The 25599-nt window shown below is 61.1% G+C and carries 22 protein-coding genes; 9 read left to right on the top strand and 13 right to left on the bottom strand.

Annotated features, from left to right (window positions below):
- Window positions 1-1109 precede the first annotated feature (1109 nt).
- The gene (locus tag LJY25_RS19290) at window positions 1110-1370 is read right to left on the bottom strand and encodes an AbrB/MazE/SpoVT family DNA-binding domain-containing protein (protein ID WP_227610123.1); all 261 of its coding nucleotides are present in this window, start codon (window positions 1368-1370) and stop codon (window positions 1110-1112) included.
- 739 nt (window positions 1371-2109) lie between these two features.
- Between LJY25_RS19290 and LJY25_RS19285 the strand changes: the two genes are divergently transcribed.
- From LJY25_RS19285 to LJY25_RS19265, 5 genes are all read left to right on the top strand, one after another.
- Complete coding sequence (locus LJY25_RS19285) at window positions 2110-3045, top strand: replication initiation protein (RefSeq protein ID WP_227610122.1); 936 nt, start codon at window positions 2110-2112, stop codon at window positions 3043-3045.
- Window positions 3046-3283: 238 nt separating this feature from the next.
- Complete coding sequence (locus LJY25_RS19280; protein WP_227610121.1) at window positions 3284-3976, top strand: plasmid pRiA4b ORF-3 family protein; 693 nt, start codon at window positions 3284-3286, stop codon at window positions 3974-3976.
- A 57-nt stretch (window positions 3977-4033) separates the two neighbouring features.
- Window positions 4034-4651 carry a recombinase family protein gene (locus LJY25_RS19275; protein ID WP_227610120.1) on the top strand — a complete coding sequence of 206 codons (618 nt, stop codon included), beginning with the start codon at window positions 4034-4036 and terminating at the stop codon, window positions 4649-4651.
- A 24-nt stretch (window positions 4652-4675) separates the two neighbouring features.
- Entirely contained in the window at window positions 4676-5626 is a 951-nt protein-coding gene (locus LJY25_RS19270) for a hypothetical protein (RefSeq protein WP_227610119.1), read from the top strand.
- On the top strand, window positions 5623-6060 hold the full coding sequence (locus LJY25_RS19265; protein ID WP_227610118.1) for a hypothetical protein: 438 nt from the start codon (window positions 5623-5625) through the stop codon (window positions 6058-6060). Before LJY25_RS19270 ends, LJY25_RS19265 begins: the two co-directional genes overlap by 4 nt.
- Here LJY25_RS19265 and LJY25_RS19260 read toward each other — a convergent pair.
- Window positions 6025-6411: a hypothetical protein gene (locus LJY25_RS19260; protein WP_227610117.1), complete on the bottom strand. Its 387-nt coding sequence runs from the start codon at window positions 6409-6411 to the stop codon at window positions 6025-6027. The two genes, LJY25_RS19265 and LJY25_RS19260, sit on opposite strands and share 36 nt — an antisense overlap.
- Before the next feature lie 261 nt (window positions 6412-6672).
- Between LJY25_RS19260 and LJY25_RS19255 the strand changes: the two genes are divergently transcribed.
- Window positions 6673-9615, top strand: a complete 2943-nt coding sequence (locus LJY25_RS19255; protein WP_227610116.1) for a PAS domain-containing protein — start codon at window positions 6673-6675, stop codon at window positions 9613-9615.
- 4 nt (window positions 9616-9619) lie between these two features.
- The gene (locus LJY25_RS19250) at window positions 9620-10045 is read left to right on the top strand and encodes a response regulator (RefSeq protein ID WP_227610115.1); all 426 of its coding nucleotides are present in this window, start codon (window positions 9620-9622) and stop codon (window positions 10043-10045) included.
- Window positions 10046-10426: 381 nt separating this feature from the next.
- Here the strand turns inward: LJY25_RS19250 and LJY25_RS19245 are convergent, their stop codons facing one another.
- Window positions 10427-10843, bottom strand: a complete 417-nt coding sequence (locus LJY25_RS19245; protein WP_227610114.1) for a hypothetical protein — start codon at window positions 10841-10843, stop codon at window positions 10427-10429.
- A gap of 467 nt (window positions 10844-11310) precedes the next feature.
- Here LJY25_RS19245 and LJY25_RS19240 point away from each other — a divergent pair, with 467 nt between their 5' ends.
- A complete protein-coding gene (locus tag LJY25_RS19240) occupies window positions 11311-11958 on the top strand; it encodes a sterol desaturase family protein (protein WP_227610113.1) in 648 nt (215 codons plus the stop codon).
- A gap of 218 nt (window positions 11959-12176) precedes the next feature.
- Window positions 12177-12620 (top strand): hypothetical protein, encoded by a 444-nt coding sequence (locus LJY25_RS19235; RefSeq protein WP_227610112.1) that lies wholly within the window; start codon window positions 12177-12179, stop codon window positions 12618-12620.
- A gap of 181 nt (window positions 12621-12801) precedes the next feature.
- Here LJY25_RS19235 and LJY25_RS19230 read toward each other — a convergent pair whose 3' ends face one another.
- From LJY25_RS19230 to LJY25_RS19185, 10 genes are all read right to left on the bottom strand, one after another.
- Window positions 12802-13614, bottom strand: a complete 813-nt coding sequence (locus tag LJY25_RS19230) for a DUF4249 domain-containing protein (protein ID WP_227610111.1) — start codon at window positions 13612-13614, stop codon at window positions 12802-12804.
- A 66-nt stretch (window positions 13615-13680) separates the two neighbouring features.
- Window positions 13681-16089, bottom strand: a complete 2409-nt coding sequence (locus LJY25_RS19225) for a TonB-dependent receptor (RefSeq protein ID WP_227610110.1) — start codon at window positions 16087-16089, stop codon at window positions 13681-13683.
- A 191-nt stretch (window positions 16090-16280) separates the two neighbouring features.
- Window positions 16281-16880 (bottom strand): glutathione peroxidase, encoded by a 600-nt coding sequence (locus LJY25_RS19220; RefSeq protein WP_227610109.1) that lies wholly within the window; start codon window positions 16878-16880, stop codon window positions 16281-16283.
- Between the two features lie 137 nt (window positions 16881-17017).
- The gene (locus tag LJY25_RS19215) at window positions 17018-18016 is read right to left on the bottom strand and encodes an MBL fold metallo-hydrolase (protein ID WP_227610108.1); all 999 of its coding nucleotides are present in this window, start codon (window positions 18014-18016) and stop codon (window positions 17018-17020) included.
- Window positions 18017-18395: 379 nt separating this feature from the next.
- Window positions 18396-19340 (bottom strand): phosphatase PAP2 family protein, encoded by a 945-nt coding sequence (locus tag LJY25_RS19210; RefSeq protein ID WP_227610107.1) that lies wholly within the window; start codon window positions 19338-19340, stop codon window positions 18396-18398.
- A 48-nt stretch (window positions 19341-19388) separates the two neighbouring features.
- The gene (locus LJY25_RS19205) at window positions 19389-20675 is read right to left on the bottom strand and encodes a DUF4833 domain-containing protein (protein WP_227610106.1); all 1287 of its coding nucleotides are present in this window, start codon (window positions 20673-20675) and stop codon (window positions 19389-19391) included.
- A gap of 10 nt (window positions 20676-20685) precedes the next feature.
- The gene (locus LJY25_RS19200; protein ID WP_227610105.1) at window positions 20686-23226 is read right to left on the bottom strand and encodes a DUF5686 and carboxypeptidase-like regulatory domain-containing protein; all 2541 of its coding nucleotides are present in this window, start codon (window positions 23224-23226) and stop codon (window positions 20686-20688) included.
- Between the two features lie 32 nt (window positions 23227-23258).
- Entirely contained in the window at window positions 23259-23642 is a 384-nt protein-coding gene (locus LJY25_RS19195; RefSeq protein ID WP_227610104.1) for a GtrA family protein, read from the bottom strand.
- 6 nt (window positions 23643-23648) lie between these two features.
- Window positions 23649-24113, bottom strand: a complete 465-nt coding sequence (locus tag LJY25_RS19190) for a phosphatidylglycerophosphatase A family protein (protein ID WP_227610103.1) — start codon at window positions 24111-24113, stop codon at window positions 23649-23651.
- A 6-nt stretch (window positions 24114-24119) separates the two neighbouring features.
- Window positions 24120-25439, bottom strand: coding sequence for an inositol-3-phosphate synthase (locus tag LJY25_RS19185; protein ID WP_227610102.1), 1320 nt, complete (start codon window positions 25437-25439; stop codon window positions 24120-24122).
- Window positions 25440-25599: the final 160 nt, after the last annotated feature.

Below are 25599 nucleotides of genomic sequence, written 5' to 3'. Positions count from 1 at the left end.
ACCAGAAGGCTCTCCTTTAGGAAGACTAAAAATACAAAAATCTTACCCGACAGCAAACCCTTTCATCACAGTATCTAATGAGTGTCAAAAGGAATTAGTCAGATTCACCATGAAGCGGAATAATCTGGTTTTCACTCTTTCAGAAACTAGCGTAAGGACGGGTATAGAAATCATGTTTTGCCAGAGAAAGATATGTAAGGCGCGAGGGGTATTTAACGCTCGGCTGAGTTGGCTATCCGGTTCTCTCACTCATCCAGTCGAGGTTCTTGACGGGTGTCTCCCTTCCAGGAATCCGAATACCAAGGAAACAGTTGCTGTCCTCGCATCTGATTTCACGCTGGTTCCATCGGCTCGCCTCGCGTGGCTTTTCCCGATGAGCGGGCGTCTACTTTACCCGGTACTTGGTCGGCAAGCCAGGTCTGCAAATGGGTCTGGTCATGATGGTGGAAGCAGCGTTTATACTATCATGTTCACCCGTGCGTGGTTGATTCTAATCAACCTCCTCTCTCCTTCCTATTGTACCCCCACCGTGGGCCATTTTAACACACGTTGGTGAGCGAGCATCGGCTATTAGCCTGCTACTGGATGCAGCAGGTCCGAAGTGAATCTATGACATGTTGGCTGCCTTAGCACCTTGTGACTTGGCTACAAGCTATGGCGATTCGATGGCCATCTGGGCCACCGCTTAGCTAGATTGCTGTTCGAATCTTCAGCACGGAAAGCCAGCTGTTCCAGTGTGCTCCGCTAACAGCAGCCTTAGTCGAGAAATGAGCAATCAGGCTTCCAAAAATCAAGTTAATAGAGTCTGCTACGGGAGGCTCTAACGCGAATAAACGGTTCGTTTATACAACTGAAATTTAGTACTAATACAGGTTCTGGAACCAGTCACAAACTTCCTGTGCGGTGGGGTTGGGCGACTACACGAGCCGCAAATCAGCTGTGATTTGTATGCTAATTGCAGGTTACCGACCTAAAGTTTACTCCCTTTCATAGGAAGTTCTAGTCTACCCGGAAAGGCGGAAATGAGTAATCAGGCCATGTGCGGGCCAGACCCTTAACGGTGCTTCTTTGAATCAGAGTTGATAAGCACATCTCCTGACACAGTGTGGTTACCACTGCCACTCTGTTTCCTCAAAGGCTTCATCCGAGAATGCCTCCAGCAGTTCGCTTTCCGGTACCTGGCCCTGGGCGACGGAGTGCTGAAATCGCTCGTCCCAGCCCTGGCGGTGGAGCTTAATAACGGGCGTAATGAGCACCCCCTCTGGCGCAGGCTGCAGGTTGACCTCACCAGCGAGTTGGTACTGCTGCAATAGCTTTTTGGGCAGTATAATTCCTTGGGAGTTTCCTATCCGAATCAGACGCGTGTTCATAGAAGCAATGTACGGACGCTGTGACTACGGTTCAGCGATTTGTAAGCAGGGCGTAAAGTCTGATAACGATAATTGACGCGTAAAAGACCTCGTGAAAAACGACTTTTTATCAGTGCATACCTTAGTTTTCCCAGCGCAGAAGCGTTGCATATGCCTGAACCGACAGGCGTGAGGCACTTGAATCAAAGAATGACTGATAAAAAGTCGTCGTTAGCGTACGGGCAATTGACCAGAACTAGCGGTAGAGGTACTGGATAGCATTTATGGTAGAATTGGCTAATAGCTACTAGGGGCAAAGACTCTGCTGTTTCCTCAAATTTATCACTAGTACGTCAAATTATCCGATTAAGTATAATTTGGTATTAAAATAGTGCAATTCCCCGGCGCCCTGGTGTGCTTTTTTATGCTTCCCGTTTTGCTGTTTTTCTCTGGATTAAACAACCCTTTAAAAGCTTTTTTACCTCTCGCGCGAGTCAACAACTTGTGTATTTTTTTTATTTGTACTATTTGCAGGGCTCAGAACATGTTGATTTACTGATGATTGAGAGCACATAAAACGACTTTTTATCAGTTAAAAACGACTTTTTATCAGTTAAAAACGACTTTTTATCAGTTAAAAACGACTTTTTATCAGTCATCTTAGGGCTGAACTACGACTTTTTATCAGTTAAAAACGACCTTGATAAAACAGGGTAGTTTTTAGACTTCGTCGCTTATATTTGCGGTCTACCCCCGCCCTATGGAAACTTACGATGCTCTTCAGGTCCGGCAGCACAATGCCATCACCACTGCCCGCTATGACTACACGGCCTGTCAGCTGGACTTGCTGTTCTTCCTGCTGTCCAAGCTCCGGCGAGAGGACGCGCCCAACCAGGAGTATCAGATTCACATGAACGAGGTGGTGGCCATGACGGGTCGCGAGTGGCACTACAAGCAGCTGAAAGAAGCCACCGAGTCCATGGGCTCGCGCATGTTCGAGGTAGAGAACGACGAGGCCTACGTGCAGCTCTGGATGTTTCAGAAGGTGGAGTACGTCAAAGGCCAGGGCTACCTGCGCATCCGCCTCTCGGAGGACATTCGGCCCTACTTGTTCGAGCTAAAAAACAACTTTACCTCGTTTCAGCTCTTCTCGGCCCTGAAGATTTCCAGCAAGTACGCTAAGCGCATCTACCAACTGGCCTCCCAGTGGAAAGACATCGGCGAGACCAAGACCTACGACCTGGAAGAGTTTAAGCTCATGCTCAAGCTCAAAGACGCCAAGGGTAAGGAGCCCGAGCAGTTCCAGCGCATCAGCGACTTAAAGGCAAAGGTGCTTGATATTGCTGTCCGGCAAATCAACGAGAACACTGAGCTCAAGATTGGCTACACGCTGCTCAAGCAGGGCCGCTCCTTTCACGCCGTCCGCTTCTACGTCACCCAACAGCAGCCTAAGCAGCTGCCGATTCCCTTTGACGAGTCGCCGGAGCAGGCCCGGGTCGTAATGGCCCGTCGACACTTGGAAACGTTGGGCATTAAAGATGCGAAGCTGGTCAGCCGTATTCTGGGCGATGAACAGCTGCTCAACGAGCTATTCAAATTCATGTACCGGCTGAAGACCGATAAAATCAGGGCCGATAAAAACCCGGCCGGACTCCTACTCACCGTTCTGGGGCTCAAGACGGCTAAAAGCAGTTAACGCCCTCTGGCGCTGGACCGAATCGGCTACGAAAGCAGCAATGCAAGGCTAAAAAGCCAGCCGCTTTGAAAACGAGTATTATCGGTGTTACCGATGTTACCGGTATTACTACGCGGCCCTTCATGGGTGATTACACTGGGTTAGTTTAGCAGATTTGGAGAGCATCAAAAAGTGTGGGGCAATAGCGGTCGACAGCCTCCTGGCTTAAATTGGGAGTCGGTATCTGTTGATGAACGCCATGCCCCTGCCCGTTGTCCCGCCTTCTGCCATCGGAGATGACCGCCTGGCGGCGGTCTACCAGCTCAAGATTCACCTGGTGGGCATCAGCCCACAAATCTGCCGGCGCGTGCTCGTGCGGGGCGACACCACCCTGGCGGAACTGCATCACGTCTTCCAGGTGGCAATGGGCTGGGACAACTGGCACCTGTATAGCTTCAAGCTCTGGGGCAAGGAGTACGGAATTCCATATGCCGGCGGCATCTATTTCGCCGACGATGCCCGCCGGGTCCACCTGGGTGATTTCCCGTGGCAAGTCAATGACAAGTTCACTTATACCTACGACTTCGGCGATTACTGGCTCCACCAGGTGCGAATCGAAAAGGTGCTGTGCTCGACGGCGCTGGCGGCCCACCCGGTGTGCGGGAGCGGCCGCCGGGCCTGCCCCCCGGAGGAGGTCGGCGGCCCCGGGGGCTACAACCAGCGGACCCTGGACCAGTTCAGTTGGAGTTTCGACGCCTTGGACCGGCTGCTGGCCGGCGAGAACATCTTCGAGGACGACGTGCCGACCTGGTTCTGGACCTTTCGCCCGGAGCACTTCGACAAAGGCCAAGTCAATCAAAAACTGGCGAAAGTGTATCAACTAAAGGGTAATACTGATTTTCTGCTTTCTCAGGGCGGCTACGACTATTTTTTCGCAGATGAACGGCCTTGAAATCTGTATCATAAAAACCAGATGATTTACTTGATACAGCTCAGATAGCTTTGCGCCATGCAAAAGGCCGTCATTTTCGTGCGCGTCTCCAAGAAGGAGCAAGACTACCAGCGGCAGGTGGAAGACCTGCGCGCCGTGGCCCAGGGTCAGGCCGTCCAGGTCGTGGCCGAGATTTCGGAGAAGATTAGCGGCGCAAAGCGGAATCAGGACCGGGAGGGGATTCAGCAGCTCCTGGAACTGAGCCGCCGGGGCGCCATCCAGAAAGTGTTGGTGAGCGAAGTCTCGCGCCTGGGCCGCTCCACCGTGGAAGTCCTGCAGATTGTCGAAGAACTGACGCAGTTGGGCGTCAGCATCTACGTCCAAAACTTTGGGATTGAAACTCTCAAAAACGGCAAACGCAATCCGGTGGCGCAGTTCATGTTCACGCTGCTGGCCGAATTTGCCCGCCTGGAACGCGAGACACTGCGCGAGCGCATTCTCTCGGGCATGGACGAGGCGCGGCGGCAAGGCGTCACGATTGGCCGCCCGGTGGGCGCGACGGAAGACAAAGCCGTCTTTCTGAAAAAGTATGCCGCCGTCGCCCGGCAGCTGCGTGCGGGCCTGAGCGTACGTAACACAGCAAAGCTGTGCGACGTGGCCATCAACACGGTGCGTAAAGTGAAAGCCTTGCTGTAATCTAATCCTTAACCCCTCAGCTCCATGAACTTCAAACTACAACTGGTGGTCTGTCCGTCAGAAGGCAACGCGCCCACCCTCGAAGACGTGTTCACCTGGAGCCGGGAGGACCTGAGCTTGGCCAGCGTGGGCCTGACGCTGGCCGAATCGAAAGAGCTGCTGCAATGCCTTCAGCAAAAGATGATTGGGCAGCAGATAGCAACGCACCTGCAGCTGCAACAACCCGTCGGCTTGCGGAAGAAGGGCAGCTACCCGCTTCAGCTGAAAACCTTGTTTGGGAACGTCTCGGTCGATAGCCCACGCTACTACTTGCCGCCCAGCGAGACCGGGCCGAAAACCTTCAGCCCCCTCCAGCACCTCTTTCCGCAGCACGTGACGCCGGAGCGGCTGTATTTGGAAACCAAGTGGGCCAGCCTGATTCCCTACCAGAAAACGGCCCATTTGCTCCACGACGTGCTGCCCCTGAGTGCGAAACTATCGGGCACGACCATTCAGCAGCACCTGCACGCCGTGGTCGAGGCGCAGGAAAAACAACTGCCGCAGGAAGTGGCCCCTTTTCACGGCGTTTGCCAGCGCGACCGCGAGGCCTTGCCGTGCCCGGACCGCCCGCTGGTGGTCGGCCTCGACGGCGGCTACGTCCGGCACTGGCATAAAAAAGGCTGTTTCGAGGTGATTGCGGGCAAAAGCATTCCCGCCGAAGGGGGCGCCAAATGCTTCGTACAGGAGGTCGATGCCAAGCCGCGTCGGCGCGTGTTTAAGGTCTTGCGTTCGCAGGGGCCGCAGGCCAATCAGGCCGTGGAATTCTTTACCGACGGCGCCGCGGTGCTGCGGTCGCTGACCAGCTACCTGAGTGCGGAGTCCACGCATATCCTGGACTGGTTTCACCTGACTATGCGCCTGACGGTGCTGCAGCAGTACGCGCTGGGATTTGCTCAGGTCGACACGGCCGGGGAAAAGCGCTGCAAGACGGCTTGACCCGCATCAAGTGGCACCTCTGGCACGGCAACACCGAGCGGGCCCTGGAGAAAATACGGGACCTGGACGATGCCCTGGCCACGCACCAAGACGACCCGCTCGTGGTCCGAAAATACAGCAAGTGCAAGCCGTTGGCCCGGCTGATTGCTGATTTTCACACCTACGTGGAGCAGAACAGCGGCTTCATCGTGGACTACTCGGAGCGCCAGCGCTACGGCGAACGCGTCTCCATGGGTTTTGTCGAGTCGGCGGTGAACCAGGTGCTGTCAAAACGCATGGTCAAGCGCCAGCAGATGCAGTGGACCAAAAAAGGGGCCCACCTGCTCGTGCAGGCCCGCACCAAGGTGCTCAACGAGGAGTGGGAAGCGTGTTTCCGACAGCAGTACCCCGGCTTTCGGTCAGCACCAGCGGAACCCCTGGCAATGGCTGCTTAACCCCACTGCCCCACACTTTTTGATGCTCTCCAAGGCTTGGGCCGGAATAGGTGGGTGGTGTTCCAGCGCCACGTCGTGGTACACCACGGCCCGGGCCTGCGAAATAGCGGTGGCACACAGGGCCTCCGCGCGGGGCTGCTGGCTGTGGCCGGGCATGCCCACGTTGGCGGGGCCAGACACGTCGGCTTCCTCTACCACGGAAAGAAGCGAGATAGGCACTTGGAACAGGCGTGCAGCCAAAGCGACGTACTCATCAAACATCGGCTCGGCAAAAGCGGCGAGCGCGTCAAAGGAACGCAAGCCGAAGAGCCGGGCAGCTTCCTCGTTGAGCGGGGCGGAAGGGTTTGCCAAGCGTGTTGTGAAGGAAAAGAAGGAACGAACGCAAGGTAGCCACGTGTAACGACCTGCCAATGGCCGGTACCGGTAATAGTGGTGCATTTCCCCACCAACAACACGAACGGGCCACCTGGTCCATTCGTTTCATTTCCACCTTAAGTCTGAATGTACGGCCACCCAGGCACAACGTGCCGTAGGCAGCTCGTTTCTTTTCCGGTAGTCTAATCTTATACATCCGACCTTCGTATCCCGTCCTCCGCCCTCACCGCTGCTTAGATGCCACCGCCCGACTTACTCCCACTGCCTGTCTTCAACGCTCTGCCCGGGGCCAATTTGCTGCTCTCCCCGGAGTGGCGGATTGTGGCCGCCAGCGACGACTACCTGGCCGCGACCCTGACCCAGCGCGATGCCCTCGTGGGGCAGTACCTCTTCGACGCCTTTCCCGACAACCCCGACACCCCCGAGGCCAACTCCGTGGCCAACGTGCGCGCCTCCCTTACCCAGGTAATGGCCACCGGTCAGCCGCACGAGATGGCCCCGCAGCACTACGACGTGCCCGACCCGGGGCACCCCGGCCGGTTCGTGGAGCGCCACTGGCAGCCGCGTCACACCCCCGTGCTCGACGCGGCCGGGCAGGTGCAGTTCTTCATCCAGTCCGTTCAGGACATTACCGCCCGCCGCGTGGCCGAGCGGCTCTTGCACGACACCCAGGCCAGTGCACAGGAAGCCCGCGCCGACGCCGAGGCCCAACGCCAACGCCTGCACGACGTGCTGATGGTGCTGCCCGCGCAGGTGGTTTCCTTCCGCGGCCCCGACCACGTCTATGAATTAGTCAACCCCGGCTACCAGCAGCTCTTTCCCACGCGCACGCTCCGCGGCCTGCCCCTTCGCCAGGCCCTGCCGGAACTCGAAGGCCAGGGCATACAGGAACGGCTCGACCACGTGTACCACACCGGCGTAACCCATTTCGAACCCGAGATGGAATTGTGGGCGGACCTGACGGGCACCGGCCGCCTGGAGCAGCGCTACTTCAGCGTTTTGTTGCAGCCCCTGCGCGACAGCGAGGGCCGCATCGACGGGCTGCTCAGCTTCGCCTACGACATCACCGAACAGGTGCTGGCTCGCCGGCAGGTGCAGCAGCTCAACCACGAGTTGGAAACCCGCGTGCAGCAGCGCACCCAGGAAGTAGAGCAGGCCCGCGCCGAAGCCGAAGAGCAGCGCAACCGTCTGCTGCGCCTCTTCGGCCAGGCCCCGGCCCAGATTAACATCTTTCAGGGCCCCGACCACATCTGGACCCTGGTGCACCCCAGCACCCAGGAGCTGCTGCCCAATCGCCTGCTGCTCGGGCTGCCCCGCCGCGAGGCCCTGCCCGAGTTCCCCGAGGAACAACACGAGCCTTTCGACCGCGTGTACCGCACCGGCCAGCTGGTGCACGACCTGGAGGCCATCCGGCGCATCGACCGCTACCAGAACGGAGAGCTGCACGAAATATACTTCGACGCCACCTTCCAGCCCATGTTCGACGCCGCCGGGCAGGTCGAAGGCGTGATGAGCTTTGCCGTGAATGTGACCGAGCGGGTGCGCGCCCGGCGGCACGCCGAAACCCTGCAGGCCGAAGTGCTGGCCGCCGCCCAGCGGCAAGTGCAGGAGCGCGAGGCGCTGTATCACATGCTGGCCGATACCCCCGCCGCCGTGGCCCTGCTGCGCGGCCCGGAGCACCGGTTCGAGTACGTCAACGCCGCCTACCAGCAGCTCTTTCCCGAGCGCCAGCTCACCGGCAAGTCCGTGGCCGAAGCCCTGCCCGAAACCCGGGAGGCGGGCTTTCTGACCATTCTCGACCGCGTATACCAAACCGGCGAAACCTTCTTCGGGCAGGAGCTGCCCATGCGGGTGCTGCCCGGGGACGGCCGGCCAGTCCAGCAGGTGTACTACACCTTTACCTACCAGGCCTACCGCGAAAACGACCAAATTGCTGGTATTTCTATCTTTGCCTTTGAGGTCACTGAGCAGGTGCAGGCCCGCCAGCAACGGGAGGCCGAGCGCCAGCAGTTGCACCGGCTCTTCATGGAAGCCCCCACGCCCATCGTCATCCTTGATGGCCCCGACCTGGTGTTTCAGCTCGTCAACCCGGCCTACCAGCGCATCTTCCCCAGCCGCGTGCTGCTCGGCAAGCCGGTGCTGGAGGCGTTGCCGGAAATCACCGGGGCACCCATTTACCAGCACCTGCGGGGCGTGTACGACACCGGCAAAACCTTTGTTGCCCAGGAGCTGCCCATGCAGTTGGCCCGCCGCGACGACGGGCCCTTGGAAGACTTGTACTTCACCTTCACCTACCAGGCCCGCCACAATGCACAGGGCACGCCCGATGGCGTGCTGGTCTTTGCCCACGAAGTCACCGACCAGGTGCAGGCCCGGCGCGTGGTGGAAGAAAGTGACTTGCAAGCCCGCGCCCTGGCCCAGGAGCTGGCGGATGCCAACCAGCAGCTAGTGCGCACCAACGTGGACCTGGACAATTTCATTTACACCGCGAGCCACGACCTCAAAGCCCCCATTTCCAACATCGAGGGCCTGCTCTACCTGCTGCAGGAGGAGTTGCCCGTCAAAGTAGCCCAGGACGTGGAGGTAGCGCCCACCCTCACGCGTATGCTCGACGCGGTGGAGCGCTTCAAGCGCACCATCGACCACCTCACGGAAGTCTCCAAGCTGCAAAAGGAACACGAGCCCGCCACCACCCTGGTCAACCTGGCCGCCATCGTGGAGGACGTTCGCCAGGACCTGCTGCCCCAGCTGCAGGACGCCGGCGCCAAGCTCTTCGCCGACGTCGCCGCCACGCCGCCCGTGCAGTTCTCGGAGAAGAACCTGCGCTCGGTGGTGTACAACCTGCTCAGCAACGCCGTGAAGTACCGCCATCCTGACCGCCCGGCCCACGTGGAGATGCGGGCCCACGTGCGCCCGGGGCACACGGTGCTCGAAGTGCACGACAACGGCCTTGGCCTCGACTCCGACCACCTGCCGCGGCTGTTCAACATGTTCCAGCGCTTCCACGACCACGTCGAGGGCACGGGCATTGGCCTGTACATGGTCAAGCGCATGGTGGAAAACGCCGGCGGGCGCATCGAGGTGCACAGCCAGCTCGGGGCCGGCACCACCTTCTTCGTCTTTCTGCCCCACGCCCCCAGCCCTGCCGGGCACTATTTCCCCGCTTTCGTCGCTTCCTGACCCCATGGCTGCCATTTCCTGCACCCTGCTCATCGACGACGACGACACGACCAACTACCTCAACCAGGCGCTGCTGCGGCGCATGGCCGTCAGCGACGCCGTGCTCGTGGCCGGCAACGGCCAGGAGGCGCTCGACCTGCTGCTCGCCCACTGCGAGCAACCCGCCTCGCCTACCTGCCCGGCCCTGTTCCTGCTCGACATGAAGATGCCGAAGATGAACGGCTTCGAGTTCCTGCAGGTCTTCGCTCAACGGCCCCAGCGCCAAAACCCCTCGGTGGTTATCATCATGCTCACCACTTCCCTCAACCCCAAGGACGTGGAACAAATGCAGGGCCTGCCCATCCACGGCTACCTCATTAAGCCCCTCACCCGCGACAAGCTCAACTACGTCCTGCAGCAGCACTTCGGCCTCGCGGCCCCGGCCAACTAAGCCCCCTACCAGATTCTGTACCGCAGCCGCGAGGTCCTGCTAGACCACGCCCGCAACCACAACGCCGCCGCCCACACCACCGGTCAGCTGCATCGTTTCCGCAACGGATAGACCCTTTTCGGGTGCCTTGTGCATTTTGGCTAGGTTCTCCGTATCCAGCCCCTTGGGCCGGCTGATGTGCTTGCCCAGGGGGCGGCCAGCTGCTGGCCGGCTTTGGTCTTCTCTAGGATGTTCTCGCGGTCGTACTCGGCCAAAGAGAAACCATAAACTTGCCCGCCGGGGTCGTGGTGTCGATGCCCAGCTCCAAGGCTGTAAAGTGAATGCCGCGCTGGTGAAAGGAGTTGACCAGGTAGGTTGCGGCAAGGCCGGTGCAGCGGGCGTTTAGCGCAGTTGCCGCAGCCACTGCTGCGCCGCGTCTTCGGCGTCGAACAGGCGGTACGTGAGGACGGAGGCCGTGGTATCGGCCACGACCTGGCTCACCGAGAGGCGGGCAAACACGTCGTGGGGCAGCAGGACGGCCCCGTAGATGGTCCGGGTGCCGCGCTGCTCGACCGAGAGCCAGAAGTCGACAATCCACTGGCTCTCGTCGGGAGTGTAGGGGGTCAGCTGGCGCTGGTCGGCGAGGAGCTTGTGCCAGCCGCGTAGGCGCAGTAGCTGTCCCGTGTGCGTGAGGAAGGCCTGCAGGTGGTGCAGCTGGCGCGGGCCCGCCTCGTAGATGACGTGCGCGTAGCCCTCGGGGTGTTCCATCACCCGACCAACGGGGTTATTGAAGTACAGTCGGGAGGCGGGAGCAGGCATGAGCAACGACAAGTAAAACTGGAGGGCAAAGGTAATGAGAACCCCTCCTGTTCCAGAATCCCTGGCAGCCGCTCAGCACTAAATGAGCGTGGGCCACTGCAAGGCGGAGAGAGGTTACGAAACCCGACCACGATTCATCGTTCCCAAAAGGACCTCAAAGGAAACATTTTGTCAATAGGGGGTTGTTAAACAAACAGGAGAAGCCCCGCCGCGGCACGAGTCGGGCATCGGGCCGGGCAAGGGCGTGGTGCAGGGTCCGATGTTCGCCGCCGACTGCAAGCGCTTCCTGCAGGTGCTGGGCGTGCAACTGGTCGCCATCGCTGACGTGCACCTGACAGTACGGCAAGTGCCCCTCCCTGAAGAACTACCTGGCCAAGCTACAGCGCGCCCCGGCCCGAAACACGGCTACCTAACCGGCCGAGTCGAAAGTTTTTCCCTATTTTGCTTAACAACCCCTTTTACCGGCCATGATTTCTTCTCATTCCCCCACCGCCGCCGATACCGCCCGACCTAAACACCAAGGCTCGGCGCAGCTTTTCCGCCACCCGGTGCTGGAGCGGCTGACCCACACGCACGTGGCCGCCCCCGTCACCATCTTTCTGCTCACGGCGGGCATTAGTCTCTACTACAGCCTTACCCGTCACCTGCTTACCGGCGTGTTGGCTTTCGGCCTGTTCCTGGCCGGCCTGTTTGTCTTTACGCTGGCCGAGTACCTGATGCACCGCTACGTGTATCACCTGAAAGCCGATACGCCCCGTAAGGCCCGGTTTCAGTACACCATGCACGGCGTGCACCACGAGTACCCCAAGGACAAGACGCGCCTGGCCATGCCGCCGATTCTGACGGTGTTCGTGGCCTCGCTGCTGTTTTTCATCTTCTACTTCACCTTTGGCAGCGCCGGCTTTGGCTTGCTGGCCGGGTTCGTGTTTGGGTATGCCTCCTACCTGTTGGTGCACTACTGCCTGCACGTGTACGCCCCGCCGAAGAACGTGCTCAAGCGCCTCTGGCACCACCACGCCATGCACCACTATTCGCAGCAACTCACGGCTTTTGGGGTTTCCAGTACCCTGTGGGACCGCGTATTTGGCACCATGCCAACCCGGCGAGCTCGGTAGCAGCGGCCGGCTTTTTCTCCTATGAGAATATCCCTGGTTGTTCCGGTACCTGGTGCCCGCGGCCCGGAAGCTCCCCAAAGAAGCAACAACGCCTGCTTACCGGCGTGTAGCCTTAGGTTTGCCGGGAATAGTGCCTTGGCGTAGCGCACGCGTACGTACCTTTCGTCAGTAGTTCGGCTTAATGTCCGGCTCTTTTTCTAGCTTTTACCCGCTCCGCTGTGAAGCCTCCTGTTGCGTCGCGCACGGTTCGCCGCCGATTCGTCCACCGGCGACTGCTCAGGCGGCTGCGGATGTTTGCGCTGGTGTTTGTGGCGTTGTTTGGTGTTGTCCTTTATCAGTTACTGCGCTTTGATGCGTCGGCCTGGCCGGCGCTGGCCTCCTTTGGGCTGGGAATCGGCGCGGGGCTGGGGGCCGGACGCATGACCAAAATTGCCTGGAACGAGGACGCGGCCCAGGTAGTGGGCAGGATGGACCAGCTGGGCGGCATCATCCTGGGGCTGTACCTGCTGGTTTCAGTGGGCCGCTGGTGGGTGCTGGGCCACTGGCTTGCCGGCCACGCCCTGACGGTAGCAGGGCTCAGCTTTACCGGGGGCATCATGCTGGGCCGGCTGCTCTACACCCGCCGCCAGGTACTGCGGGTGCTGAGCAAGCAGCACAAGTAGCCCGATTGGCCACGGGCCAAGCGCAAATCCTGGTGGCTAACCAAGGCCGCAGTTGCACGCCGCCTGCCTTTGCTGAGCGCGGGCAGGGCATTCTTAGGCGCCATTGCCGGGACCATCCCTCCCGACGCTTGCGTGCAGCGTCCTTCGGCAGCCCGTGACTGCGGCAGGAGGCGTGGCCTGGCTACAGCGGGGGCACCAGCAGGCTGCGCCGCCGCAGGGTGTGCGCGCTAAAATACCCGAGCACATTGCCCGAGAAGTTGGACTGTGGGTTGGCGGGGGTGGCGGTGCTGGCGCCCTGCAAAATCTGGGTGAGGGTGCGCAGGTAGCGGTGCACGTCGGCGTCCACGCACTGCATGTCCACCCGCACGCTGTCGCCCACGCGGAGGTCGTCGGCCTCGTCGGCGTTGCGGGCAAAAAGCGGGCGGGCGTTGGCCCGGCCATCGGTCAGCTCGTCGTCCTGCAGAAAGATGCTTTGGTTGAGGCGGCCGTTGCGGTACTGCCGGAACAGGTAGTAGTTGCGCACGCCGGCCGGGTCCTGAAACTCGGGCACCAGGTAGATGTTATCGCCCCCGAAGCCTGATTTTTCGGCCCGCAGCCCGGTGAGCGGCACGGCGGTGGGCATCGTGGACCCGGCCACGTGGGCGGTGCCGTCTGCTTCCACCCGCAGCGTGTAGCGCCGGCCCGGCTGGCCTGTGAGCGAGGCGCCCCGATAAAGCCCGGGCGTGCTGGTAGCAGCCAGCGTTTCGAGGCCGCCGGCGTCGTCGCTGAGGGTGACGGTGGCCCCACCGACGGGCGGAAACGTATTGGGCTCGGTGTAGCGGGTGCTGCGCGAGAGCCGCACGGTACAGGGCTGGCCGTCGTCGGCCAGGTTGGCTTCAATCACCAGGCGCGGGTCGGCCTCCCGCAGGTCGAGGTCAATTACTTTCTGGCAGGCGGACGTGGCCAGCAGCAGCAGGCCGGCCGCCAGCAGGCGGGTAAGGGAGTATGTTTTCATGAGAGGAAATCGAAGGAAGCCCATCATCTAAGCGTATCGGAGCAGGAAGTGCCCGGACACGTCGGGTTAGAAATTGAAGTTGTAAGTCGCCGAGGGAATCATGCGGAACAGGGCCGTTTGCAGGGCCTGGGTGCGGGTGGCGTCGTCGGGCACGGTTTCGAAGGTGATGATGTAGGGGTTTTGGCGGCCCAGCACGTTGTAGACGGAGAAGTTCCAGCTGTGCTGGAAGCGCTTGCCTTCCGCGCGGGGCTTCTCGAAGGTGGCCCCAATATCAAGGCGCTGGTAGTAGGGCAGGCGGTCGGCGTTGCGCAGGCCGTAGAGGCTCACGGTCTGGCCCAGCGCCTGGTACTTGCCCACGGGGTAGGTCACGGCGTTGCCGGTGCTGGCCACGAAGGTGCCCGAGAGGCTCCACTTCGGCGTCAGCTCGTACACGCCCACCACCGACACGTCGTGGGGCCGGTCCTGGCGGGCGTTGAACCAGCTGCCGCTGTTGATGTCGGTGAACTGCCGCTCCGACTTGCTGAGCGTGTAGCCCACCCAGCCGGAGAGGCGGCCGGTGTTCTTCCGCAGCAGCAGCTCCACGCCGTAGGCCCGGCCCTTGCCGTAGAGCAGCGTGCTTTCCACGTCGGTACCGGGCCGGAGGCGGGTGTTGTCGCGGTAGTCCAGCTGGTTTTGCAGCCACTTGTAGTACACCTCGGCCGAGAGCGAGTAGGCGCCGTTGGCGCCCAGCTGGCGGAAGTAGCCGGCCGAGAGCTGGTCGGCCAGCTCGGGCTTCACGTTCAGCGAGGTGGGGATGTACAAATCGGTGGGCGACGACGCAGCCGACGTGCTCAGCAGGTGCAGGTTCTGCACGTTGCGGGCATAGCCGGCCTTGAGGGCCGTTTGTTCCGAGAGCTGGTAGCTGGCGGCCAGGCGCGGCTCCAGGCGGAAATAGGTTTTGACGAAGTCGCCGGCCTCGTAATGGTTCGTAGCCAGCACGTTGCCCGCCGCGTCGTAGGTCGAGTAGTCGCCCCGGCCCAGCAGGCTAAAGCCCGACAGGCGCAGGCCGGTGGTGAAATCCAGCTTCTCGGTGGCCTTCCACTCGTGCGAGAGGTAGGCGGCGGTTTCGAGCGAGTGGTTGGTTTTGTCGGGCGTGGAATTGACGTCGGACGTGGCCGCCGCTGAGATGCGGCCCGGCGTGATGGTGCGGTAGATGCCCTGGGCCCCAAACCGGAACGTCTGGCTGGCGCTGGGCGTGTACTCGAAGTCCTGTTTCAGGTTCCAGTCCTGAATCTTGGAGTCGATGGCGATGTCCTGGTCGCTGGCCGTGATGCGAATCCCAAAATCGTACTTGCTGTAAATGAGCGAGGTGTTCGAAAATAGCTGGTCGGTAAACAGGTGGTTGAGGCGCAGCGTGGCGGTCTGGTTGCCGTAGGTGCTGCCAAAGGCACTGATGCCCAGCACGTCCTGGCCCAGGTAGCCCGAGAAGTAGAGGCGGGTGCGCTCGCTGAGCCGGTAGTTGGCCTTCGCGTTCAGGTCGTAGAAGTACAGGCTGGCGTCGTTAATCTGCTCGTCGGACGCGAGCTTCAGAAACACGTCGGCGTAGGTGCGGCGGCCCGTGACCAGAAACGAGCCTTTGTCCTTCACAATCGGCCCTTCCAGCGCGAGGCGGGAGGCAATGAGGCCGATGCCGCCGCTGCCGTGCAGCTCCTGGTTGTTGCCGTCCTTCATCTTGATGTCGACCACCGACGAGAGGCGCCCGCCGTACTGCGCCGGCATGCCGCCCTTGTACACTGTCAGGTCCTTGATGGCGTCGGAGTTGAAGGTGGAGAAAAACCCCAGCAGGTGCGAGGCGTTGTAGACCGGTGCCTCGTCGAGCAGAATCAGGTTCTGGTCCACGTTGCCGCCGCGCACCGAGAAGCCGCTGCTGCCTTCGCCGGCCGTCTTCACGCCTGGCAGCAACGTCATGGTTTTGATGACGTCTTTCTCGCCGAAAAGCACCGGCACCTTGGCCACTTGCCGCATATCGAGCGACTCCACGCCCGCCTGCGCCTTGCTGATGCCGGCCTGGCTGCTGCGGGCCGTCACCACCACTTCGCCCAGCTCCTGCCCGCCGCTGCCCAGCTTGAAATCCAGGCGCTGGCTTTTGTCGAGCGTGAGCTTGCGCGACTGCGGCTGGTAGCCCACGAAGCTGGTTTCCACGGTGTAAGTGCCCGCCGGCACCGTTAGCGTGTAGAAGCCATAGGCGTTGGCGCCGGTTCCTACCCCCGGCAGCTCCACGATGCGCACGGTGGCCCCGGTGAGGTCTTCCCCAGTTTTGGCGTCTTTGATGGTGCCGCTCACCGTCACACGGGTTTGGGCCCGGGCCGGTTGCAGGCTCAGGGCCGTGAGCAGGCAGATGGCCGGAAGGCCCAGCCCGCTGGCAAAACGAGTGGCACCCCACCGGCTGGCCGGGGTGGACAGCGGGGCCACGAGGTTGAAGCAGTTATTTTTCAAAGTATGTACTGAAATCCTGAAAGCTGTTCGGCGGGCATCGAACGGGCCGACCTGGTTCTAAAGTTAACCCTTGCCCGGCCCGAGGGCCCGCTAAAACCAATCCTTGGTGTTGTGAGTAGTGCCTACCCTTACTTGGGTGCCTTGCGGCCTTCTTGTTCGCCGGCCACCGCGCGAGGCCGCCAGGCGCCTTCCTAGGCCGGAACGGCGGCAATGCGGCTGGTCACGGCCTCGCTGAGCGGCGAGACGGCCGGGCCGAAGTAATTGAGCAGGCGGCCGTCGGCCCCCACGAGGTATTTCGAGAAGTTCCAGTCCGGGGCCTGCTCGTTCCAGCCGTTCTGGCGGGCCTGGGTCAGCCACTGATACACCGGGTTTTGGGCGGCTTGCTTCACCACCACGCTCTTTTTCAGCAGGGGAAACGACACCCCAAAATTGACCTGGCAAAACTGGTTGATGGCGCGGTCGTCGTCCTGTTCCTGCTCGGCAAAGTCGTTGGCCGGGAAGCCCAGCACCACCAGCTCGCCGGCAAACTGCTCGGCGAGCTGCTGCAGCTCGGCGTATTGGTTGGTGTAGCCGCAGTTCGAGGCCGTGTTCACCAGCAAAACCGGCCGGCCCTTAAACTGGGCAAAAGGCAGCGGCTGGCCGGTGGGCAGCTGGCCGGCCAGCTCGTAGAACGACACCGGCGGGGCCGTGGGCGCGGGCGGGGCAAGCACCTTGCCCTTTTGGCCCGATTTCGACAGCCGCATGATGAGCGGATAAAGGGCTTTCAGAATTTTTTGCTTGAACGATGCCATGGGTTAGCGGAAGGAATAATGTTAAATGAACTTGCTAAGAGGTGTGGACCGCCAGCACCCCCACTCCTGGAGGGCGCGCACCGGCGCAGGGCTAAAAAGGCGGGGGCTGTTTCCACGCACCGGCGCAGCGCCCCTCCCTACAACCGCCACCACCCCGATAGGTATGGTGCCTGCGTGGCCGCCACCCGCTCGCCGGGCCGGGGCAGCAGCAACGGCACGCCGGCCGCGGCGGCCACCGCCTCCACTTCTTCGGCCGGGGCGTTCCAGGCGTGGTAGGCCAGGTTGAACGTGCCCCAATGCAGGGGCAGCAGGGCCCGGCCGCCCAGCAGCTGGTGGGCGGCCACGGCCCCCGCGGGCCCCAGGTGCACGTTGGCCCAGTCGGGGTCAGCCGCCCCAATCTCCAGCATCGTCAGGTCGAAGGGGCCGTAGGCCGCCCCGATTTGCTGAAACGCCGCGTCGAACGGCCCCGAGTCGCCGCCGAAGAACGCGCGGTGCGTCGGGCCCAGCAGCGCCCACGACGCCCAGAGCGTCGCGTCCTGGTCAAGGCCGAGGCGGCGCCCGGAAAAATGCCGGGCCGGCGTGGCCACCAGCGTAAAATCCGGGGCCAGCGCCAGGGCCTGCCACCAGTCCAGTTCCGTGATTTGGTCGGCCGCCACGCCCCAGCGGCGCAGGTGCCGCCCCACCCCCAACGGGCAAAAGAACGGCACGCCGGTGCGCGCCAGCGCCCGCACGGCCAGCGGGTCGAGGTGGTCGTAGTGGTCGTGGGACAGGAGCACGCCGTCGAGCGGGGGCACCTGCGCCAGCGGGAGCGGGTTAGGAAAGAAGCGCTCCGGGCCCGCCCACCCGACCGGGGAGCTGCGCGCCCGCCACACCGGGTCGGTCAGGAAGCGGCGCCCGTCGATTTCCAGCAGCACCGTGGAGTGCCCCAGCCACGTGGCCCGCAGCGCGGCGGCCGGCACCGGGCGGGCCAGGGCGGCCGCGTCCACCGTAAAGGCCGGCAGGGGCGACCGGGGCACGCGCTCCTCGCGGCCCAGCAGCCAGCGCCGGGCCATTTGCCAGTAGCTGGTGGCGGTGGACATGGACGTGGGCACGGCGTTGTGGTAGCGCTTGCCGTCGAAGCGGGAGGCAATGTTCATGCGTTGGGAAAGGAAAAATCTACGGCGCGGGTTGGGGAAGCCGCCCCCGAGGCAGACGGCTGCGTTCGGACAATGTTTTAGCAGTGGCCACGCCTCAAAAGCAAGCGGCTCGACCACAGCCGTTTCTGTTACGCGACGAAATCTCTGGCCGGGAAGCACAGGTTCGCCTTTCGCTCCTTTACAGCATGCCGGGACAGGGGTTGCGTTAATAACTGAAGTTAGGCACGGAATAGGGCAAGCTGCTGGTACATGGCTTTGAGCCCCACGGTGTCGAGTTGCGCTTTGAGGCGAAAATGGCCCAAGCCGCACCTGCCCGAAGTTTGGGACAACGGCACCCGTACAGCTGTCGTCCCACGAGGGAGTAGTGGTTAGTTAACAGCTAAGCACCGGAAGAAGATGCCGTTGCACGCAGAAAAGCCGCGATGAATCGGTTGAATAAGCGGCTTTTGGCCAGCAGCAGGCGAATGATGCCGATGCCCGTAATAGCAATGCTGATGCCGGCCAGCACGTCCAGCACGTAGTGGTGGCTGGTGTACACGGCGGCAAACCAGATGCCCAGCATCACCACCAAGAAGAAGGCATTGAACAGCCCCGACCGGTTTTTGATGGCGTAAAACAACACAATAGCCGGGTAGGCCGAATGCAGCGACGGCATGGCCGCGAAGATGTTGGCATTCTTGGCGTAGATGCCTTGGAAAATGCTCACCCCAAAGAAGCGGTCGAACCGGGCCAGGCCGGCCGTGCTGCCCATGGTGAGCGGCTGGAACTGCAGGCCGTGCTGCTGCACGTACCACGGCGGGGCGGCGGGATGCAGGTAGTATACCACAAACCCCAGGATATTGACCAGCAGGAACGTGAGGGCAAAGGCAAAAAACAGGGGCCGGTTCTTGAAAAACAGGTACCCGGCGAAGGCCAGGGGAATGGGCACCCAGCACAGGTAGAATATTCCGCACAGCACATCGAGCCAGGCAGTGTGGTGGAGCAGCCAGAACTCATTGGGCGTGACAACGCGGCCGAGGTGCGATATGCCAAACAGACTTTTCTCGGTGTGGTAGAGTCCGGCCACGTCCACGGCGCGGTAGGCGTAGTTCGGGAAGGCCCGCATGTAGTCGTACAGAATCCAGAAGACGACGAAGATGGAGAAGCCCGTGATGAACCGGCGCGTCGTGTCCGAGAGGAAGTAGCAGGCATTGCACAGCCCCACCAGCACCAGTTGCTCGGGTCGAAAACCAATCAGGAAATACGAAAACAGCAGGTACGCCAGCGACAGGGCCGGCACCAGCCAGGGTCCTTGTCGGCCGGCGGACAAAGGAGAAGGGAGCATAGTAAGCGGTGGCAGCGGTTCGTGAGGCATGGAAGAGCAGTAGCTGAGCTACACATTCACGCGCTGCACCACCGGCTCACGGGTAGCCGCGTTCCAGCCCGTGAACTCAATGTACTTGACGTTGGGCACCCAAAACGTGCCGCCCTCGATGTGTAGGTACACCCGCGTGAGCACAATCTGCTGGCTGGCTATGACCGTGAATACATGGAAGGTCTTATCCACGCTGGATTTCAGCAGGTAAAAGGGGAGCTTGTTATACGCCGCGAACTTCAGTTCATATCTATTGACTGATACCTTCCTGGCGGTCAGCCCATAGGCAAATTTGCGCTGAATGAAACTCAACTCCTGGCGCTGCCCCTGCTCCTGGTAGCGCAGCCAGAAAGCCCGCACGGGCTCGTCCTCATCGACCTGGCCCGCTTTGTTGACGTTGAGCTGGTAGATGACCGTGTTGGTGTTGGGGTCGCGCTGCAAGTAGAACAGCTGGTTGGCAATGCCGCTGGGAACCGGAAAAGTGAGGGCAGGCTGCGGTGCCGGAGCTGCCTGCGATAAATCGCTGCTTAGCAAGCTAATAAGCATCATCACGACCGTTGCCGCTTTTTTGGCCGGCGTGGCGGGCGCGGCCGGCGGCGCAGCTTGCAGGGCAAATGCCCTCTTCGCATCCAACAGGCGCGATACGGCCGTGATGTTGGCCAGCACCGCCAGCACGGTAATTGGGAAAGTCAGAATAGACATTGTTTCGAAAAGGTGGAAGGGCACGCCCGATATGAACAGCTTGTAGTCGCCGCCCAGGAAAGCCGAGCTGATGCCGCAGGCCAGCGCACTGCCGCCCAGCAGCACCACGCGCTCGGGGCGCTGCATCAGGCCGCCTTTGCTTTGCACGCCGAGCCCCTCGGCCCGCGCCCGCGTGTAGCTCACCATCATCGAGCCGATAAGGGCGATGAAGGCAAAGAGCGAGCTCAGCAGGTAGTGGTGGGCGATGAGGTAGTAGCAGAGGCCCATAAACGTGAACAGCTCGCTGTAGCGGTCCAGCACCGAGTCGAACATGGCGCCGTACGGGCTCTGCATATTGCCCAGGCGCGCCACCTGCCCGTCGAGCATGTCGAACAGCCCGGCGAACAGAATCAGCGCCCCGGCCCAGCCGACGTAGCGCAGGTCGCCCCGGTGGCCTTCCTCGCCGCCAATAATAAAGATGATGGCCACCCCAACGTTCAGCGCAAAGCCCGTCAAGGTGACGGCGTTGGGGGTGAAGCCGAGCTTAATCAGCAGGCGAACGAACGGGTTGATAACCCGGTAGATACCGGCTTGCAGGGCGTTGCGGACCGCAGTAAAACGCATGGAGCAGAAGTTAAAAATCAATCTTGAACCGGCCCCGCAGGCCCCATTCCGCCACGTGCGGATGGTCGAGGTAGGTGAGCCGCTTTACAATATCCAGCCGAAGCAGCTTGAAAATGTTGGCCACTCCCACACTGGCCTCGGCGTAGGGCTGCCGGCCGAGGCTGAAAGTAGTGGGCTGGCCCTCGGCATCGCGCAGGAACTGGTAGAGGTCCGGGGAGTTAGCCGGCTGGTTTTCCGGTCGGATGCCGCCGTACAGGAGCTTAAGGGAAGCCGCTTCGCGCAGCTTCAGGCGCTTTATTAAAGGCAGCTTGTTGAAAAAGAAGCCGTTGAAGTTATGGTCGATGAACAGGCTGGCGTAGTGGTCGCTCGAGAATTCCAGGAAATTCATGAGATTGTACGACCTCAACTGATAGGAATAGCTTTGGTTGGCCCGGTGGGTCTCCAGCAGGGGAAACGGCACTTTCCCAAACACGTAGCCGCTTTCCAGCGTCACGTCGGAATGGCCCAGCTGCGAGAGATAAAAGCGCTTGGTGGCGTTCACCACCACGTTTTGGTAGGTGTACTCGCCCCTGAAAAGGCCCCGGACGCCGGTGGTCAGCTGGGCCGAGAAGACGGGGTAGCGCCCGATGATGGGCGCGCGGTAGAGCTTGCCCTGGTAGAAGGTTTCATTGGGCGCCCAGCGCAGCCCCAGCGACAGCTCCGTGGTGGTCAGCGTGCGAATGGGGTCGGGATTTGTGGGGTCCGAATGTTGAAAATACAGGCCGCCGGCCGGCGACTGCTGCAGGTTGCGGAAGCCCAGGGTGTAGGAAAAATGGTTGCTGAACTCGTGCACGTAGTCGAGCCGGTACACGTCGTTATAGAGGTACTTGTCGTTGACGCCGCGCTTGAAGGAGAGCAGGAAATTGTCTTCCTGCACAAATTGCAGCTCCTGGCCCGGAATCCGGGTGTCGCGCTGGAAGCTGGCCCGCAGCATATTTTGCGGGAACGTGTAGATGGATTTGTTATTGAACGAGTAGGTCGAGCTGAAAAAGTACTTCCACTTTTCGTCCCGGAAACCGTAGGCGGCATACGTTTCGAAAAAGATGCGCTTGCTTAGCTCGGGCGTGGTGCGGCCGCCCACCCGCAGCCGGAAGCCCTCCACCGGGTTGAAGCTGTAGAACGTATTGGCCGGGCCAATCTCGAACCCGCCGAACGACTTGTAGCCCGACAGCAGGAAAGCAAACAGGTCCAGCGTCCGCCGAAACGACTTGATGGTTTGAAGAGTATCAACGTTCCTGTAAATGGCCTTTTCCACCTGGCTCAGGCTGTCGGGCCGGTTCTGCTCCAGAAAAGCCGTGCGCTGGCGCGCCGAGGTGTCGGCCAGCGCCCCGGCCCGCCCCGGCCCGTCGTAGACGCTGTCGGGGGCGGGCTGGTTGATGCGGTACTTGTCGAACTGCACGGTGCGCTCGCCATAAAAGCCGGAGCCTTTCTCCGTCACCCCGAAGTCGATGCCCAGAAAGCTCTTGCTCAGGTGGTAGCGCTTGTCCGGGTTTTCGGCAAATTCCAGCCGGGCGTCCAGCCGCTTCACGAAATTCAGGTTGATGCGCTTGTCCACCGACAAAGTGGCCCGCTGCACGGCGTAATTCCCGTCAAGCGTGACGTAGAGCTTGCCCGTGAACAGCATATCGCCCCGGTTGCGCGGAAAGAAGCTCAGCTCGACGAGCGGCGGCGTGTGCTGTTTGAGCGTGTCGGAGATGTAGTACTGGTAAAACGCGGGCGCGTTGGCAGCAATGGGGCTGAGCAGCTGGTTGCCGAGCAGGAAGACATTGTTGGCGTAAATGTCAATGTCCTGGTACATTCGATTGAAGTAGGCGCTCAGGCCCTCGTTATCAATAAAATGCTTGTCGAACTGCACCTGCTTGCTGCCGAGCACCACGGTTTTGTGCGTCGGCGGGTTCTGCCGGTAGTATTCCTTGGCCAGCTTTTCCTCGAGGTAAATGGGCAGAATGTTCACTCCGCCCGCCGCCAGCGAGTCCTGCTTTTTGAACAGGAACTGGTAGTTGCGGAAAATTTTCCTGCTCTTAAATTTATCGGATAAGTTGCTGACCGCGAAGGACATCTTCTCATACTTCTCGTCTTCCACGTAGGCGTAGCTTTCGGGCCGGTTCTGCGCCTTGTGGTCGATAACCTGGCGGATAAGCGCGACGGCGGGGTTGTCCTTGCTCCGGTAGCGAGGCGCCTTGCTGCCCCGCACCACCACCTCGCCGAGCTGCGCCGCACTGGCCGTCATCGACACATTGATTTCCTGCGGCTGCCCGGCCGTAAAGGTTTTGGTGACGGTGCCGTAGCCCAGGTAGGTGAAAACCAGGGTGGTGTATTGAGTCGGCACCCGCAGGGTATAGTGTCCGTCCTCGTCGGTATTGGTGCCGAGGGCGGCCTGCGACACTGCCACGCTCACGAAGGGCAGCTGCTGCCGGGTTTTGGCATCGGTGACCACACCCCGAATGGTGGTGGTTTGAGCGAGAGCCGCAACGGGCAACACCAGCAGCAACACCCAGCCCAGTTGCTTCAAAGACCTGAAATAACGCCCGACAGCTAGGTAACTCATGGCTTTTTAAAAACAAAATGCACCTGCAAAGGATAGGTAAACCCGAGCCCAATGAGCAGGGAAACCAGGGTTTTGCTTAGTAAATAGTTAGTGTGCAGGTATTGGGTAAACAGGTAAACACCGGTAGCATTTAGCAGCATGCCGCCCAGCCACACCAACAGGTACCGGGCCCCCTGCGCCGGGGCGCGCTGCTGCGTGGCCCGGAAGACCAGGTGCCGGTTGATAAAGAAATTGGTGAGGCCACCCGCCACGTTGCCCAGTACCGTGGCCAGCATGTACCAGCGGTGCAGTCCTTCCACGCAGGCGATGGTGACCAGAAAATCGACGGCTGTGCCCGCCGCTGCGGCCGCCTGCTGCCGCAGTAGTTGAACGTAGCGCACAGGCGTTTACAGATAGCCGAGCCGCACGGCGGCGTGCAGCAGCAGGTTGGTGTAGAGGCCGGCCAGCACGTCGTCCAGCATCACGCCGGCGCCGCCGGGAATCTGTTCCATCTTTCTAATGAACAAGGGCTTTACAATATCGAAGAACCGGAACAGCACCAGCCCCGCCAGCAGGCGGGGCCCGGTGATGGGGATGAGCAGCATGCTCACCCACATGCCCGCCACCTCGTCGATGACCACCCGGTAGCTGTCTTTGCCCCAGGCGGCCTCCACCCGCTGGGCCGCCAGCGTACCCAGGGCCAGCAGGCCCGCCGTGAGCAGACCTGCCGTGAGCAGACCTGCCGGCCCGGGCCGCGGCAGCGCCCCGTTGGCGCGGGCCAGGTACAGGGCCAGGCAGCAGGCCACGGCGGCCACTGTGCCCCCGCCCTTCACGTACCCGATGCCCAGTATCGAGGCAATTAGCTTGAACATAGGTCGTTAGGTAGCCGGCTCGTCCTGGTATTCCTCCGCCGCCGCGGCTTCCACCAGGCTTTCGCCCATCAGCCCGCGCAGGGTGTTGTGCAGCATCACGAGCTGCTTGAAGATGTCGTGCTCGGGGCGGGCCTCGGCCACGGTTTGCGGGGCTTTGAGGTAGAAGGAGAGCCATTCCTGCACGCCGCTCATGCCCGCACGCTGGGCCAGGTCCATGAACAGGGCCAGGTCGAGCACCAGCGGCGCGGCCAGGATGGAGTCGCGGCAGAGAAAGTTAATCTTAATCTGCATCGGGTAGTTCAGCCAGCCGAAGATGTCGATGTTGTCCCAGCTTTCCTTGTTGTCGCCGGCCGGCGGGTAGTAGTTGATGCGCACCTTGTGGTACATGTCGCCGTAGAGCTCCGGGTTTTCTTCGGGATGAAACACGCTGTCGAGCACGCTCAGCTTCGATACCTCCTTGGTTTTGAAGTTATCCGGGTCGTCGAGCACTAAGCCGTCGCGGTTGCCCAGGATGTTGGTCGAGAACCAGCCCTTCACGCCCAGCGAGCGGGCCTGCAGGCCGGGGGCCACGATGGTTTTCATCAGGGTCTGGCCGGTTTTGAAGTCTTTGCCGGCTATCGGCGTGCCGGTGAGGGCGGCCAGCTCCAGCAGGGCGGGCATGTCCACGGTCAGGTTGGGGGCGCCATTGACAAACGGCACACCTTCCTTGAGCGCGGCGTAGGCGTAAATCATGCTCGGCGCGATGGTGGCCGCGTTATCCCGGAGGCCTTGCTCGAAGCCGGCCAGCGTGCGGTGCACGTCGCCCAACTCATGGTAGATTTCCGTCGAGCCGCACCACACCATCACCAGGCGGCTGCACCCACGCTCGGCCTTGAACGTGCGGATGTCGTTGATTACCTGTTCGGCCAGGTCGAGCTTGGTGGTGTACTCCTTGACGTGGGTACCGTCCAGGTTCTTCACGTAGTGCGGGTCGAAGGCCGCCTTCATGGGCTTGATGGCTTCCATTTCAGCACGCACCGGCTTCAGGGTTTTGTAGTCGAGCACCCCCGCGTTCAGGGCCGACTCGAACACGTTGTCCTCGTACACGTCCCAGCCGCCAAACTCGATGTCGTGGAGGTCGGCCAGGGGCACGAAGTCCTTGATTTTGGGGTTGGCGCCACTAGTGCGGATTTTACCCATCTGCGTGAGCGAGCCAATGGGCTGCGCGGTGCCCTTGCGCACGGCAAGCACGCCGGCAATGAGGGTAGTAGCCACGGCCCCCATGCCAGGCAGCAGGATGCCGAGCTTGCCGGCGGCGGGCGTAATTTGTACTTTTTGTGCGGTCATTTTGGGTTGAAAAAATTTTGTGGCTGGTAAAAAAACTTGCGGGCAGTGGGCCAAAGCGAGCAAGTCGAAAAGGGGTAAAGTTGCGTTTTGAGTGGAAGCCAGCCCCAGGGCCGGTGACTAAGACGTTTGAGTCGGATTAAAACCTGAATGCAGCTGCGAT

This window comes from Hymenobacter translucens (genome assembly GCF_020685205.1).
Classification (GTDB): domain Bacteria; phylum Bacteroidota; class Bacteroidia; order Cytophagales; family Hymenobacteraceae; genus Hymenobacter; species Hymenobacter translucens.
This window is presented reverse-complemented; position numbering and strand designations above follow the sequence as displayed.